Genomic DNA, 14,015 nt, shown 5'->3' on the forward strand with positions numbered 1-14,015 from the left:
GAATCTATTAAGTTTACATGTACTTTTAGTCTATGTATTATTATTTTATCATTTAGTGAAACATTTAGACATTTATAACGTATGTAAGAAGGAAAGAAAAAGGAGGAAATTAGTAATATGAATATGAAACGTTGGTTGGCCATTGTAGGAGCTGCAATTTTGTTAGCCATATCCTTGGTTGTTAATACTGCATCATCCATATTCTCAACAGATTGGTCTACATTTATGGAAGATGTAAGCTCTACAGCTAATACAGAGTTCTATGAAACAGTCCTACAGCCAGGAAGTATGAATAAACGAGTGGCTGTACTTACAGTAGATGGTACCATTCAAGATACCGGTGGAACTACTAGCTTGTTTGGAACAGAAGGATATAATCATCAGTTTTTCCTTCAACAATTAGATCAAGTGAGAAATGACGACTCTGTTAAGGCAGTCGTTCTTCAAGTAAACTCCCCAGGTGGAGGGGTAGTGGAATCAGCACAGATCTATAAGGAAATAGTAGAAATTCAAGAAGAGACCGGCAAACCATTTTATGTTTCGATGGGAAGCATGGCAGCTTCAGGAGGATATTACATATCTGCACCAGCCGATAAAATCTTTGTTAACAAAGAAACACTGACAGGTTCTATCGGGGTGATTATGCAAAGCATAAACTATGGCGGCCTTGCTGAAAAGTACGGCGTGGAATTTGTGACGATCAAATCAGGACCATATAAAGACATTATGAGTCCAACGAGAGACATGACAGAAGAAGAGCGAGCAATGCTACAAGATATGCTAAATGATTCTTATGAGGACTTTGTTGATATTATTGAACAAGGAAGAAATATGACAGAGGCTGAAGTTAAGAAAGTAGCAGATGGAAGAATATTAAACGGAAGACAGGCCGTGGAGTCGGGTCTTGCGGATGAGCTTGGTTTCTTAGAGGATGCTATAGCGTCCATTCAAACTGACTATGACCTAGAAGGCGCAGAAGTGTTTGAGTATGGTTTTTCTCCTAGCTTCTCTTCATTATTTGCGATGAAGGCACAATCATTTTTTGGAGTAGACATTGAATCTAAATTGATTGCTAAGCTAATTGCAGATAATTCTGCACCAAAAATGATGTATCTTTATGGAAATGAATAAGGAGGGAATACAATGAGTGAGTTAGAACCAAATAACCATGAGCTTGTAAAAGAAAGCCCGCCTGTTCGTCAAACAATGGCCGTTTCGAAAACAGAAAGCTACGTACAAAAGGCTGCTGGTTTTTGGATACGCTTTTGGGCTTATATAGTAGATTTGCTCGTGCTATCTTCTGTGGGCATGCTGTTAATCAAACCAGTTTTCCGCTTGTTCTCATTGGATGTAAGCAGTTCAAGCTGGTATGCACCGATATCACTTGTAACAGCAATTCTTTTCTATTTGTACTTTGTTCTTATGACGAAGTTCTTTTCACAAACAATAGGTAAAATGATTTTTGGCATTCGTGTTGTATCTAAAGGAGAAGGAAAGCTAACATGGGGTACGGTTTTATTCAGAGAATGGGTAGGACGTCTAATATCAGTGATACCATTTAACCTTCCGTATGTAGTTGCGGCCTTTACACCACAAAAGCAAGCAATCCATGATTTTATCGCAGATACACTCGTCATACACGAATCTTCCTATGACAAAAAGGAAATTGTTGAATATAAGCGCACTCCTGTTGCAAATGAGTTGCAAGAGACAAACGAATTCTAGTAAGATGAGAGTATCGAAAAGGAGGCTACATAATTATGACACAAGTAACATTTAAAAATAATCCTGTAACATTATTAGGCAAAGAGGTAGAGGTTGGGGAAAAAGCTCCAAACTTTACAGTCTTGGCAAATAACCTATCGCCGGTTACTCTTGAGGATTCAGCTGGAAAAACTCGCCTGATTAGTGTAGTACCTTCCCTTGACACTGGTGTTTGTTCAGCACAAACTAACAAGTTTAACGAAAGTGCTGCAAGTCTTGGTGATGATGTTGTTATTTTAACAATCTCTGTTGACCTACCTTTTGCACAGTCTCGTTGGTGTGGAGCAAATGCAGCAGATTCTATTCAGACATTATCTGATCACCGCGACCTTTCTTTCGGGAAAGCATTCGGAATAGTAATGGAAGAGTTACGCTTACTTGCTCGCTCGGTATTTGTAGTAGATAAGAATGGTGTAGTAACTTACAAGGAAATCGTAAGTGAAGGTACTAACCATCCTGACTACGAAAAAGCGCTTGAGGCTGTTAAAGCAGCACAATAAATAACACTAACACTATAAAAAATAAGTAAACCCACTCTATTTCGAGTGGGTTTTCATTTGAGGGATCAGTATGCAAACAAATGTAGAAAAAATCTTTTCATTTATCGATCAAGAAGCCACATTTATAGAAGAGCAGGAATCTGCTCCTTATTTAGAAGGAATCGTCTATGCACTTGAGCTATGGCTTGAAAATAAAAAAGCTCCTGACCTTGTGAATCCTAAAAAAGAAGAGATTCGTAAAGCTATCCAGCTCGCTATTTTAAAAGGGATGAGCAAGTCAACTCAAGCAAATCACCAAATGACACCGGACGCAATTGGCTTACTACTAAGCTATTTCGTAAAAGAAATGAACAAGGAGAAAAAGGAGCTGTCCTTTTTAGATCCAGCATTAGGGACTGGAAACCTTCTATTCACCTTAATGAACGTCATTCCAAATACTTCCCATGCGTTTGGAGTGGAGATAGACGAGTTACTTATTCAGCTTGCTGCGCAGGTTGGGGAACTACTGGAGCAGGACATCCAGTTATTTAGACAGGATGCAATTCGTCCATTGATGATTGATCCTGTCGATATAGTTGTAAGTGACTTGCCAGTAGGATATTATCCAGACGAAGAGGCCTCGAAGGATTATTTCCTTCATAGCGAGGATGAAATGCCTTATGCCCATCATTTGTTCATGGAACAAGCGATGAAGCATGTAAAACCGGGTGGATATCTATATTTTCTAGTCCCAGCTACAATCTTCGAGTCAAAACAAGCACCACAGCTGCATAAATTTATAAAAGAAAATGGCTGGATACAAGCAGTCATTCAACTTCCAGACTCTATCTTTAAGAACAAAGCGCAAGAAAAGAGTCTCCTTATTTTACAAAAGAAAAGCGAAGACTTAAAGGCTCCACGAGAGGTCTTGCTTGCGAAGGTACCAAGTATGACAAATCGAGAAGCAATGGAGCTATTCTTCAAAAAGATCGACATATGGCAAGAAGAAAATAATAGGTAAAATTTGCCCGCCCCTTTTATGCAAGGTACAATTATTGTATCAGTATAAAGAAGGGGCGTTTTCTTATGCCAAATATTTTAGCGGTTAATGCAGGTAGTTCTTCTTTAAAATTTCAGTTGTACTCAATGCCCGAAGAGAGAGTAATAGCAAAAGGATTAATCGAAAGGATAGGGTTATCAAATCCTGTGTTTACGATGAACTTTGACGATGAACGTATCCACTTAATAGAGCAAGTAGATAATCACGAACAGGCGGTTAAATTGCTCATTAAAATGCTGATTGATCGCAAAGTAATTCAATCGTTAGAAGATATACAAGGAATTGGCCACCGTGTCGTACATGGAGGAGAAACATACAATGACTCCATTTTAATAAACGAGGACGTAACCAAAAATATTGAAAGATTAGCAGAGTTTGCTCCACTTCATAACCCGGCAAACGTTACAGGAATCATAGAATTTCAAAAAGTTTTGCCCAATATACCAGCTGTCGCTGTGTTTGATACTGCTTTCCACCAAACGATGCCTGAAAGTTCTTATTTATACTCGATTCCGTATGACTATTACGAAAAGTATAGTATTAGAAAATATGGCTTTCACGGAACCTCTCATAAATATGTCGCTCACCGAGCAGCAGAATTATTAAATAGACCACTAGAAATAACTCGTCTCATCTCCTGCCATCTCGGAAATGGGGCAAGCATTGCTGCTATTCACAAAGGGAAATCTATAGACACCTCCATGGGCTTCACTCCACTTGCAGGAGTAACAATGGGCACAAGATCAGGAAACATTGACCCGGCACTGATACCCTACTTAATGGAGAAGACAGGGAAAAGTGCAGAAGGCATCCTAGATATATTAAACAAGAAATCAGGAATGCTCGGAGTATCAGGCTTTTCTAGTGATCTACGAGATATTGTAACAGAAGCAACCAAAGGTAATGACCGTGCCCAACTAGCACTAGACGTCTTTGCCAACCGAATACACAAGTACATCGGATCCTACGCTGCCCGTATGAATGGAGTAGACGCTATTATCTTCACAGCAGGCATAGGAGAAAACAGCGAGGTTATCCGCGAAAAGGTACTCTCCGGCCTCCAATTCATGGGCGTCTACATGGATCCGGACCTAAACAAGCTGCACGGCAAAGAAGGCTTCATCAACTACCCACACTCACCCGTAAAAGTCATCGTCATCCCAACGAATGAGGAGATCATGATTGCGAGAGATGTGATACGGGTGGCGGAGATGTAGTTAATATTATGTCTTCTTTAACACACCTTTTTTAACAAGGTTGTTTAAAGCACCAATGTTTTTAAATCTAAAATAAACACTTAATCTACTCAAATCTTCATTCGTTAAAGATGAATAATCAATCATTAACTCATACTCTTGATCTAATTTTTGAATCATTGTTTTAGCATATTCTATTTGTTTTTTAGTTAATGGTTTTTCTTTTTTTAAATGTTCTTCAGCGATTTTTTCTTTATCATTTTCATCTATTTCTTTCTTGTTATTAATAGTGTAGTTAATTTCATCTGTATATTTACCTGACTTAATCCAATTCATATCTTCTCTGTTCAGGCTAAACCATTCTCCTTCTAATCGTTTAGAAGCAAAATGCTTATGAAACACCACCTCTGTCTGGTGGTGATTTCCAGTCTTAATCAGGTAGATAAGTTTGTTCTCAAATGGAAGCTTAATGTTAAAAAGATTCATTCGTTTTTCGATGTGCTTTGTTTTTCCAATTTTAAAAGTGCCATTCATATATTCTTGTACGAAGTAAACATAACCTGGGGCATCGCCTTCTGGAAAAGGAAATTTTTGAACTGCTTCTAATTCTTCTTGATTTGAATCGAAAAGATATATCTTTTGGGGTTGAGTATAAGTGGGTATATCTGTTGTTTCTTTTGTGTAAGAGTTTTTCATAAATATTCGTTCTACAAGTTGTTTGATCAAAAAACTCACGTCTCTTTCTATATGGATAGTATAAAATATAGTATTATTTTCCATTATAGTGTATTGATGAATATTTTTATAGTTGAAAAGTAATAATTGGTTTTATCTTTAACTGTTTAGATACGATCAGCTATTAACTGCTAAGCAAGGATAACTCCTTGTTGATTGGAGCGACAGGTTGCGACTCCAGTGGGATGAGTGAGACAGATAAGACATCACAACCACGCGCGTTAGCGATGGGTGATGGCTTATCGCTCACCCCACGGAAAGCGTCCGCCGATAGCGGAAATCAACTTCTACATTATTCTACGTAAGGCATTAACGCTTTCCGTCTACTTTCCTCTGGTCTCTCATTCAAATTGTTCAAAATTAAAAAGAGAACCAAGGCAAAAGCCATGATTCTCTACATCTTAATATCTAATTTAAGCTTCTAGCACTTCATCTGTACGTACTACTAGTACATCACAAGTTGAAGAACGTACAATATATTCAGACACACTACCAATTAAAAATCTTTCCATTGCATTTAGGCCAGTTGCTCCACAAATGATTAAATCTGCTTCTACCTTATTAGCTAGATCCTTCGAAATCATTGTCTTAGGTGAGCCATACTCAACAATAATATTTACATTTGCCACGCCTGCAGCAAGAGCTTCTTTTTTATATCCACCAAGTAAATCTTCTGCAAATTTTTGAGCTCTTTCCGCGATAGAACGATCATACGCCTCAATAGCTGCAAAAGAACGAGTATCAATGATATTAACTAGATTTAAAGTTGCGTTATTTCTTTCAGCAATAGAAACAGACTTTTTAAAAGCAAATTCTGCTTCCTTTGAACCGTCTACTGCTACTAAGATTTGATTGTATTTTAATGTCATTCTAAATCCCTCCTGGGTTTGTTATACTATTATATTTCTATACTTAATCTCTAATTCCTGCTATCTTTTAATAGTTATTTAGTCTAATTTGTGAACAAAGGCTAATTATAAGAACGAATTGATGAGCAATTTAGAATTATTAATGCTAAAATATACTTGTTTCACTAATCTATTTAATCTTGTTAAAGGGGATATAGACATGCGTATAGGAGTTCCAAAGGAAATTAAAAATAATGAAAACCGTGTCGCAATGACACCAGCGGGAGTTGTAAGCTTAACTCTACATAATCATCAAGTGTTTATTGAAACAGGAGCAGGATTAGGTTCTAGCTTTACCGATGAAGATTATATTGCAGCAGGAGCAACGATTGTTCAAACTGCTCACGAAGCATGGAATCAAGAAATGGTAATGAAAGTAAAAGAACCAACACATCAGGAGTTTGACTTAATTCAAGAAGGAACGGTCCTGTTCACTTATCTACATTTAGCACCTGAAGAAGCATTAACAAAAGTGTTATTAGAGAAGAAAGTGACAGCGATTGCTTATGAAACAGTTCAATTACCAAACAATTCTTTACCTCTTCTTTCACCAATGAGTGAGGTTGCAGGTCGTATGGCTACCCAAATTGGCGCTCAATTCCTAGAGCAAATCCATGGAGGTAAAGGAATTTTACTTGGTGGAGTTCCAGGGGTTCCACGTGCTAATGTAGCAATTATTGGTGGTGGGATCGCAGGTACAAATGCTGCAAAAGTGGCAATAGGAATGGGTGCGAAAGTAACTATCATCGACTTAAACGTGGATCGTCTACGTCAATTAGAAGATATTTTTGGAAGCAATGTTCAAACTCTAATCTCTAACCCTTACAATATTGGAGAAGCGGTGAAGGAAGCAGACTTAGTAATAGGTGCTGTATTAATACCTGGTGCCAAAGCTCCTAAGCTGGTATCAGAGGATATGATTAAATCAATGACTCCAGGCTCAGTTGTAATTGATATTGCCATTGACCAAGGAGGAATCTTTGAAACTTCTGACAGAATTACAACGCATGATAACCCTACCTATGAAAAGCACGGCGTAGTACATTATGCAGTTGCGAATATGCCAGGAGCTGTTCCAAGAACATCTACGATGGCATTGACGAACGCAACAGTACCTTATGCAGTGCAAATTGCAAACAAAGGGTACAAGCAAGCATGTCTGGATAATTTAGCTCTTCAAAAAGGGATTAATACATTAGGCGGTCATGTTACATTTGCAGCAGTTGCAGAAGCACAAGGCTTACCATATACAGATGTAACAACTCTTTTAAAATAACATTACTCAATCACCCAGCTCTAAAGAGTTTGGGTGATTTCTAAATTTCTAGACAGTGGGGTGGAATAGTGAGTTATCTATACGTTGGCCTCGCAGGTGGACTAGGTGCAATATGTCGGTATGTGATTGGATTTTATATAGCTCCTTCATCTTCTTTCCCTTTTTCCACGTTACTTGTAAATTTAATTGGGTGTTTTGCTCTTGCTTTTATTTTGTCTCGTACAGAGAGGTTCTCCTACAAATTACGCCTCGCCTTAGGCACCGGGTTCCTCGGTTCCTTTACTACCTTTTCAGCCTTTAGTGTGGAAACTATACTTTTAGTAGAACAATCCGAATATGCTTTGGCACTGATTTATCTAATATGCAGTATAATTGGCGGCATGATTAGTAGTAATCTTGGATGGAAAAAAGAGGTGAAAGAATGACTCTAATTTCTTTAATAGCAGTAGGAGGAGCGGGATTCCTTGGTGCAATACTGAGATTTTATACTGCTGAAAAACTAAATAAGCATAGCCAGTTTCCTTATGGAACGCTTTTTGTGAATTTAATAGGATCTTTTCTACTTGGGTTACTGTGTGGGGTGAACGTGGAAGGAATTTATTATCTGCTCATTGGTATTGGGCTATTAGGAGCACTGACAACCTTTTCAACGTTGAACGCTGAATTGATAAAACTAAAGGAAAAACGAAAACAATACCTTTTTTATTTGATTTCTACTTATGTAGGTGGGTTGTTCGTAGCTTTTATAGGTTACTTTTTTGGAACTATATTTTAGCTCTCTAATTTTTGGGGTTGCCTGTATTGTTTGGAGCAGCAGACGGCGAATCCACCGGAAAACTATCAAATGAGGCTGACACACAACTAGTTACTTAAACTAAACGCACAAATTAGTTGAAGAAGGATACTTTTAATTTCTAGATTTTTCCTATAAATAAAGGGCAGGTATAGATGATATGGCATTTGAGAATGTAGTATATCCAGCTTTTATTAAGCAAGAAGAAAGTTTCAGTATTCATTTCCCAACTTTGCTTCCAAAGTACGGGTGGGAGACTCCGTTAAGCTATGGTCCCACGAAAAAGGAAGCAATTCAAAATGCAAAGAAGGCCTTAGCTTATTTGCTAGCCGGTGCTTTATATGATAATGAAGATTTACCAAGTCAGGAACAGATTCCTACTAATCTTGTGACGGAAGAGATGGAACTTGTTTTTATTAAAACATCATATAGTGATTATGCAAAAGAAATTGAAGAGCATTTACCATTCCGTCATTGGCATATCTATTTTAACAGAGATGAGAGAAGTGATTTTCAAGCTGTTGCATATAAGAATAGAGAAGGACTTTGGGATGTAAAGGTAGATGGTAATTTACCAATTGAAATAGCAAAGGAGAAGTTGATCCAAGTTTGTCCTACATATCCTGTTATTTGTACTGTACGACGTCGAGTTGAAGCGGAAGAAGCTTTCGATAGTCTAGTACTCAGAGTAGAAGAGATAAAAAAGAAATTGTGATTTTTAAATATTGCTCCTATAGCAATAAAATTACAGGCGATTTATTTTAGCATGTAATAATAATTTGTAATTACATGTATTAATTTTCTACTAAATTTTTATTGAAAATAATTATAATTTTCGATAAATAAACAGGGCGATTTTGTTTCAGTTTTTTACTTAAGGAATTTAATAAAGTTTGTGAATTACTATACTTAAACAAGCCGATGCTTTTGCCAAATATGGCCATCCTTTCGATGATCTATTTTTATGTCCCAAATATCAAGTTGATTCTAAATATACTTTGTGAAATGTCACTCTTAAACTAAGTAGCCGGTTAGTTTAAGAGAGTTGTTTAACTTGTATTCAACAATCGGGCCAGATTGTTATATAACCATCTGAATAAACAAGTGATTAGTCTAAAGATAAAGCCCAGTGGTAATATGTCAAGCGAAAAAAAGAAATGAATTGGAAATTACTTAAGTGATACTTTCCAAATGAACACTTTTTGCGCATACCAAATAAACCTCTCATTTTTCTGCTTTTAAAAAAGAAAAAAATGGAAGTTATTTAACGGGTGAAAGGTTGTGAGTTGGTTAACTCAGTCTCTCCTTTCTGGTGGTATGTACAGCTGATTCGTGCGTAGTAGCGAATGCACGAGGCGTACTAGTTTTCTAGCGGTTAAGACGAGAGCGCGTTTATGTTGGTGCTTGGTTACTTCTTGGTATTTCTTTTGATAAAAGGCTTTATATTCAGTGTCATATTTACGTACCGCATCTGCTGCTTGTACAAGATAATACCGTAGGTATTTATTGCCGGTTCGCATCCGGCTAGTATTTTCGGCTTCAAATTCGCCAGATTGATACTGTGTCCAAACGAGTCCAGCATATTTCGCTAATGCGTGGTGGTCATCAAAACGCTTGATATCTCCAATTTCGGCGAGCAAGCCGGCTGCGTACACGGGTCCAATGCCTTTTACGGAAGTTAATGTTTGGGTGAAACCTTTCATCATACGCTCGATTTCCTTATCCAAACGTTTGACTTGGGATTCCATATGGCGAATCGTACTTAAAATCACGGATAGTGAGATGTTAACGGGATCAGCCATGGCCTTGTCTAATCGAAAGGAATTACGTGCAAGCTTTTGAAGATATTTAGCGATTTCTTCTGGCTCGGCAAAACGTTTTTTGCCTTTCTCCTGTAAGAACTCAACCAGTTCTTCTAAAGGCATCTCGGCAATGGTTTCCGGATCTAGCTCTTCAATGACAGCGAGACTGGTCGTACCGAATGTATTCGAGAACGGGTTATCTTGGCGTAGGCCACTAAACTTTAAAAACAGTTGGTTCATCATGTAGGTTTTATTACGTGCAACTTCATGCATTAGATGGAATCGGGTACGTGTTAAACGACGAAGTGCTTCATATTGTAAGGTTTCTTGCATTTCATGTGGCAGACGTCCAAAGCGTAAATGATCCGCAATTACCCAGGCGTCAATTCGATCGTTTTTCGGTAACGTATCGTACCCCTTTTTAAAGCGAGATACTTTACGTGCATTTAACATATAAACCGCTGTTTGAAACGTTGGTTCATAATTGTGCAATTGATTCTTTAAATAATGAGCAACGTGCCAGCTATACTGGTCTGTCGCTTCTAATCCAATTTTAATATGTTCGCACTGATTTTTTTCCGCTGTTCCTAAAAGCTTTTGAATTAAGGTGTTCGCACCTTCTGTATCATTGGAAACAGAAAAATCAGCGAGCGTATGTCCCTCTCCATGCATGAAATGGACATGATGGGAGCGCAAACTCACGTCGATACCGACTAGCATTTGTGACATGCCAATCACCTCCTAAGGTGGGATTAATCAAGATTGTCTCAGACCTGGGTGCCCATCAGAATCATCGATGTCTGCCTCGTTATTAGCAATCAAAGTGAAAGAAGACCAAAATGAGCGCTACACTCTCTTCTTCCTCAGCGTCGCAGCCAGTGGTTAGACCTTCCATAATGAACGATGGGTAGCAGGCTTATTAAGCAGTGCACTAAGTGCCCGCAAGGGGGAAAAGCTATTTCCTGTGTCAACCTTGTCCGTTCCATTGTCTCATGGGCACGGTCTGAGAGAAAAGTAGATTGAAATAAAAAAGGACGAAGTACTGAAATGGAGCATCCTCCAATCTTCGTCCAAACGATATGAAGTTAGGCAACTCAAATAAGCAGGTAAGCACCTGTCAGCTTTATTTAGTCATGTTAAAAATAGACTTTTCCTTTTTGGCTCCCTCGGTAAAGCAGGGGTCAAACAGGTAAAACATAAAAAGGGTGAGGGAGCCAAGAGGCGACCACTTCCTATAGGAAATCCAACAGATCCTCCAGCTGTCCGGATCAACTGGAAATTCTATCGGAAAGAGCTCTTATTACTAATATACGAGGGGGATTTATATGAATACAAAACGTAAAAGGAAGGTCATAGGTTCAGGAGTATTTATTGTACTTGTTATAGCTTTCATATCTTGGTATTATCCATTATCGCTTTTTAGCGTCCATCAAAGCTTTACATATCATCCTGGTTCGAATACTCATAATGGCAAAACCTACGAAGAAGAGATTGGCGAGTTTAAAGCTACCTATGAGGAGGATCTAAAAAAGGATTTAAAAAGTGATAATTACAATCCTACGGTAAATAGAACTCAATTTATTCTTCCGATTTTTGAACAAGAATGGCTGATCGGCACGGACTCCAAAACAATTGACAAAGATAAACTGGATAGAATGCTTTTCGATGTACAACAGGCAAGAAATACCCTGTTAGACCTTGTTTCTGAAGGAGATTATTCCAGAGAAGAAAGGGGATACCTGGTTGATAGTATAAATAATTTCCTGCACTTGGAAGAGCGTATTAGATTTATAAGAAACGGAAAATATTTTTCGAGAAGTGATTTGCAAAGGATGTTAGGTAATTTACACGGAGATTTCTGGACAGGTTTTAATTACTATACCACCGTTTTTTATGATGTGTCTCACAAATAAGAGTTTGAAGCAATCGGGCGCGATTGTTAATAAGCGTCTCTGTTCTTCTTAAATGTAGTGTAGTGCTTTAGCTAAGATGGATGTTTCTTAACTAATACCTATTTTCTATTGTATAAAAATTGGGGTTAGCTACAAAACGGTATAGGAGGAAGGAATGTATGCAATATAATGTAGCTTTTAATATACCAACCTTTACAGATGATGAATCAACCTTTCCAAAGCCAGTAATCGGAAATTACGATTATTGGACTGCATTATTCGAACACTTTTTAAAAAGTTCAAATACAATTGAAATTCATTGTTGGAATAAAGAGATTGAAACTATTTCAGAGATTAAATCTCTCTATAAAAATGAATTAGAAATTGTTAAAGGAGAAAATCTCACTATATTTAGGTGGCGAAAACACTTTATCGTTTCAGATTATTTATTGAATGACTATTTAAATAAAATAGGAGAATTCAAGTGGTTCACAGTTAATTTAGAGAAGGATATGATGTCTGTGTTTCATTCGGGACACTGGGGGACGGAATTCTTTGTACCTAATGCATTAAAAAGTGATGTTGCATTAATCAAAAGTATAATTCCCGGTGAAACAAGTTTTCATCAAAATTAACAATTCCTTATTCAAGTAACGTTGCGTTATTTGAAGATGAAAAGTGAAGAAAAATAATCCAGGAGAAAATATCATCGCTCATTGTTTATATGTATTTAAAATCATCCTTTACCTTTAACAAAGCAAATAAAAAAACGTGAAATCATCAGTTGATTTCACGTTTTCACTAATTTTTAAAGCTAGTTGCTTTCTTGTAGAGACCTCTCCATTCTAGTTGATTGGAGAGAAGGCTACGACTCCTGGGGCACAGCGAGAGAAGTCATAGTTTCCTGCTTATTTTAAAGTATTTGCAGCTCTTTCGGGAATTTAGTTAACACTTCCACTCCGTCAGCAGTAACCACTACATCATCCTCAATACGTACGCCCGTAATATCTGGGTGGTAAATACCAGGCTCGATCGTAAATACCATTCCTTCTTCTAATACCATTTCATTAACACCTGTAATCGAAGGGAATTCATGAACTGAAATTCCTAAGCCATGACCAAGGCGATGCGTAAAGTATTCACCATAGCCAGCCTCCGTAATAACATCACGAGCCGTTTTGTCTAATTCCATAGCAGTGACACCTGGCTTCACTGCATTTACAGCTGCCATTTCTGCCTTAAGCACTGTTTCGTATACTTCTCTTTTTTCCGGAGAAGGTTCACCGAAAGCTACCGTACGAGTTATATCAGAACAATAGCCGTTATACACTACACCAAGATCAAACAGGATGAAATCACCCTTTTGAATTTTGCGATCTCCTGGAGTTCCGTGAGGAGAAGCAGTCTTCGGTCCACTTAATACCATCGTATCAAATGACATTTGAGCTGCGCCTTTTTCTTTCACGGCTAACTCGATAGCATTTAATATTTCTAGCTCCGTTTTACCTTCAGCAATCTCTTTACAACCGACTTCAATCGCATAATCTGCTAGCTCTGCTGCTTTACGCATATTAGCTAATTCTGCCTCGGATTTTATAACACGTAGCTCATTGATTTTTTCATCTAAACGATTAATTTGAAGGGAGGAAAATCTTTTCGTTATTGCTTCTAATCTTTCAACCGTCATATGAGATTTTTCAATTGCAAGGCTCTGAATTGATTGTCCGCTTTCTTTCACTGCTGACGCTAATACGTCCCATGCATTGTCTGTGTCCTGATGACCAATAATAGTCCCTGACCATCCAGCTGCTTTAGCGTCCGGCATCTCCATTTTAGGGCAAATGATAAACGGGGGAGCATCTTTGAAAATCATCACTCCAAGTAAACGTTCGTGCGGATTGCTTTTAAATCCGGTAAAATAGAAGACGTTATCAGGAGTAGTTACGAAAGCAGCGTCTATGCTGTTAATTTGTAGGTATGACTGAATTTTTTTTATAGATTCCAAGTAAAGCACCTCTTTTTTATTTATATTATAAGGATAGCAGAATAAAGGAATTCTTGCATTAGCGTTGAATGAACAATAAGTAGATTTAAAATAATTTTTAAGGAG

The 14,015-nt window shown here is 37.7% G+C and carries 15 protein-coding genes; 11 read left to right on the top strand and 4 right to left on the bottom strand.

Annotation, left to right across the window (positions count from 1 at the left end; genetic code table 11):
- The first annotated feature begins 117 nt into the window (after nt 1-117).
- From sppA to MKY09_RS06590, 5 genes are all read left to right on the top strand, one after another.
- Nucleotides 118-1,131 (top strand): signal peptide peptidase SppA, encoded by a 1,014-nt coding sequence (gene sppA / locus MKY09_RS06570; protein WP_342567910.1) that lies wholly within the window; start codon nt 118-120, stop codon nt 1,129-1,131.
- A gap of 12 nt (nt 1,132-1,143) precedes the next feature.
- Nucleotides 1,144-1,725, top strand: a complete 582-nt coding sequence (locus tag MKY09_RS06575) for an RDD family protein (protein WP_342567911.1) — start codon at nt 1,144-1,146, stop codon at nt 1,723-1,725.
- Between the two features lie 35 nt (nt 1,726-1,760).
- The gene (tpx, locus tag MKY09_RS06580) at nt 1,761-2,264 is read left to right on the top strand and encodes a thiol peroxidase (RefSeq protein ID WP_169360937.1); all 504 of its coding nucleotides are present in this window, start codon (nt 1,761-1,763) and stop codon (nt 2,262-2,264) included.
- 70 nt (nt 2,265-2,334) lie between these two features.
- Nucleotides 2,335-3,264 carry a class I SAM-dependent methyltransferase gene (locus MKY09_RS06585; protein WP_342567912.1) on the top strand — a complete coding sequence of 310 codons (930 nt, stop codon included), beginning with the start codon at nt 2,335-2,337 and terminating at the stop codon, nt 3,262-3,264.
- Nucleotides 3,265-3,329: 65 nt separating this feature from the next.
- Nucleotides 3,330-4,520: an acetate kinase gene (locus tag MKY09_RS06590; RefSeq protein ID WP_342567913.1), complete on the top strand. Its 1,191-nt coding sequence runs from the start codon at nt 3,330-3,332 to the stop codon at nt 4,518-4,520.
- Between the two features lie 6 nt (nt 4,521-4,526).
- On the opposite strand, the gene MKY09_RS06595 is transcribed toward MKY09_RS06590, so the two are convergent.
- Nucleotides 4,527-5,225, bottom strand: a complete 699-nt coding sequence (locus MKY09_RS06595) for a GIY-YIG nuclease family protein (protein WP_342567914.1) — start codon at nt 5,223-5,225, stop codon at nt 4,527-4,529.
- A gap of 422 nt (nt 5,226-5,647) precedes the next feature.
- Nucleotides 5,648-6,103: a universal stress protein gene (locus MKY09_RS06600; RefSeq protein WP_298473291.1), complete on the bottom strand. Its 456-nt coding sequence runs from the start codon at nt 6,101-6,103 to the stop codon at nt 5,648-5,650.
- A gap of 199 nt (nt 6,104-6,302) precedes the next feature.
- Between MKY09_RS06600 and ald the strand changes: the two genes are divergently transcribed.
- From ald to MKY09_RS06620, 4 genes are all read left to right on the top strand, one after another.
- Complete coding sequence (ald, locus tag MKY09_RS06605) at nt 6,303-7,418, top strand: alanine dehydrogenase (RefSeq protein ID WP_342567915.1); 1,116 nt, start codon at nt 6,303-6,305, stop codon at nt 7,416-7,418.
- 68 nt (nt 7,419-7,486) lie between these two features.
- Nucleotides 7,487-7,843, top strand: coding sequence for a fluoride efflux transporter CrcB (gene crcB / locus MKY09_RS06610; RefSeq protein ID WP_342567916.1), 357 nt, complete (start codon nt 7,487-7,489; stop codon nt 7,841-7,843).
- Entirely contained in the window at nt 7,840-8,193 is a 354-nt protein-coding gene (locus tag MKY09_RS06615; RefSeq protein ID WP_169360946.1) for a CrcB family protein, read from the top strand. The genes crcB and MKY09_RS06615 overlap by 4 nt, the downstream gene beginning before the upstream one ends.
- Nucleotides 8,194-8,371: 178 nt before the next feature.
- Nucleotides 8,372-8,926: a type II toxin-antitoxin system HicB family antitoxin gene (locus MKY09_RS06620; protein WP_342567917.1), complete on the top strand. Its 555-nt coding sequence runs from the start codon at nt 8,372-8,374 to the stop codon at nt 8,924-8,926.
- A 580-nt stretch (nt 8,927-9,506) separates the two neighbouring features.
- Here the strand turns inward: MKY09_RS06620 and MKY09_RS06625 are convergent.
- A complete protein-coding gene (locus MKY09_RS06625; protein ID WP_251557253.1) occupies nt 9,507-10,742 on the bottom strand; it encodes an IS110 family transposase in 1,236 nt (411 codons plus the stop codon).
- A gap of 596 nt (nt 10,743-11,338) precedes the next feature.
- Here MKY09_RS06625 and MKY09_RS06630 point away from each other — a divergent pair.
- Nucleotides 11,339-11,926: a hypothetical protein gene (locus MKY09_RS06630; RefSeq protein WP_169360948.1), complete on the top strand. Its 588-nt coding sequence runs from the start codon at nt 11,339-11,341 to the stop codon at nt 11,924-11,926.
- 158 nt (nt 11,927-12,084) lie between these two features.
- Complete coding sequence (locus MKY09_RS06635; protein WP_169360949.1) at nt 12,085-12,540, top strand: hypothetical protein; 456 nt, start codon at nt 12,085-12,087, stop codon at nt 12,538-12,540.
- Nucleotides 12,541-12,818: 278 nt separating this feature from the next.
- On the opposite strand, the gene MKY09_RS06640 is transcribed toward MKY09_RS06635, so the two are convergent.
- Nucleotides 12,819-13,910: a Xaa-Pro peptidase family protein gene (locus MKY09_RS06640; RefSeq protein ID WP_251557230.1), complete on the bottom strand. Its 1,092-nt coding sequence runs from the start codon at nt 13,908-13,910 to the stop codon at nt 12,819-12,821.
- Nucleotides 13,911-14,015 lie beyond the last annotated feature (105 nt).

Source organism: Psychrobacillus sp. FSL K6-4046 (genome assembly GCF_038624605.1).
In the GTDB taxonomy this organism is placed as follows: Bacteria; Bacillota; Bacilli; order Bacillales_A; family Planococcaceae; genus Psychrobacillus.

Coding starts and splice junctions, on each gene's coding strand:
- MKY09_RS06585 (WP_342567912.1), top strand. CDS start 2,335: ATGCAAACAAATGTAGAAAAAATCTTTTCATTTATCGATCAAGAAGCC.
- MKY09_RS06625 (WP_251557253.1), bottom strand. CDS start 10,742: ATGTCACAAATGCTAGTCGGTATCGACGTGAGTTTGCGCTCCCATCAT.
- tpx (WP_169360937.1), top strand. CDS start 1,761: ATGACACAAGTAACATTTAAAAATAATCCTGTAACATTATTAGGCAAA.
- MKY09_RS06620 (WP_342567917.1), top strand. CDS start 8,372: ATGGCATTTGAGAATGTAGTATATCCAGCTTTTATTAAGCAAGAAGAA.
- ald (WP_342567915.1), top strand. CDS start 6,303: ATGCGTATAGGAGTTCCAAAGGAAATTAAAAATAATGAAAACCGTGTC.
- MKY09_RS06600 (WP_298473291.1), bottom strand. CDS start 6,103: ATGACATTAAAATACAATCAAATCTTAGTAGCAGTAGACGGTTCAAAG.
- MKY09_RS06575 (WP_342567911.1), top strand. CDS start 1,144: ATGAGTGAGTTAGAACCAAATAACCATGAGCTTGTAAAAGAAAGCCCG.
- MKY09_RS06630 (WP_169360948.1), top strand. CDS start 11,339: ATGAATACAAAACGTAAAAGGAAGGTCATAGGTTCAGGAGTATTTATT.
- MKY09_RS06590 (WP_342567913.1), top strand. CDS start 3,330: ATGCCAAATATTTTAGCGGTTAATGCAGGTAGTTCTTCTTTAAAATTT.
- MKY09_RS06615 (WP_169360946.1), top strand. CDS start 7,840: ATGACTCTAATTTCTTTAATAGCAGTAGGAGGAGCGGGATTCCTTGGT.
- MKY09_RS06635 (WP_169360949.1), top strand. CDS start 12,085: ATGCAATATAATGTAGCTTTTAATATACCAACCTTTACAGATGATGAA.
- sppA (WP_342567910.1), top strand. CDS start 118: ATGAATATGAAACGTTGGTTGGCCATTGTAGGAGCTGCAATTTTGTTA.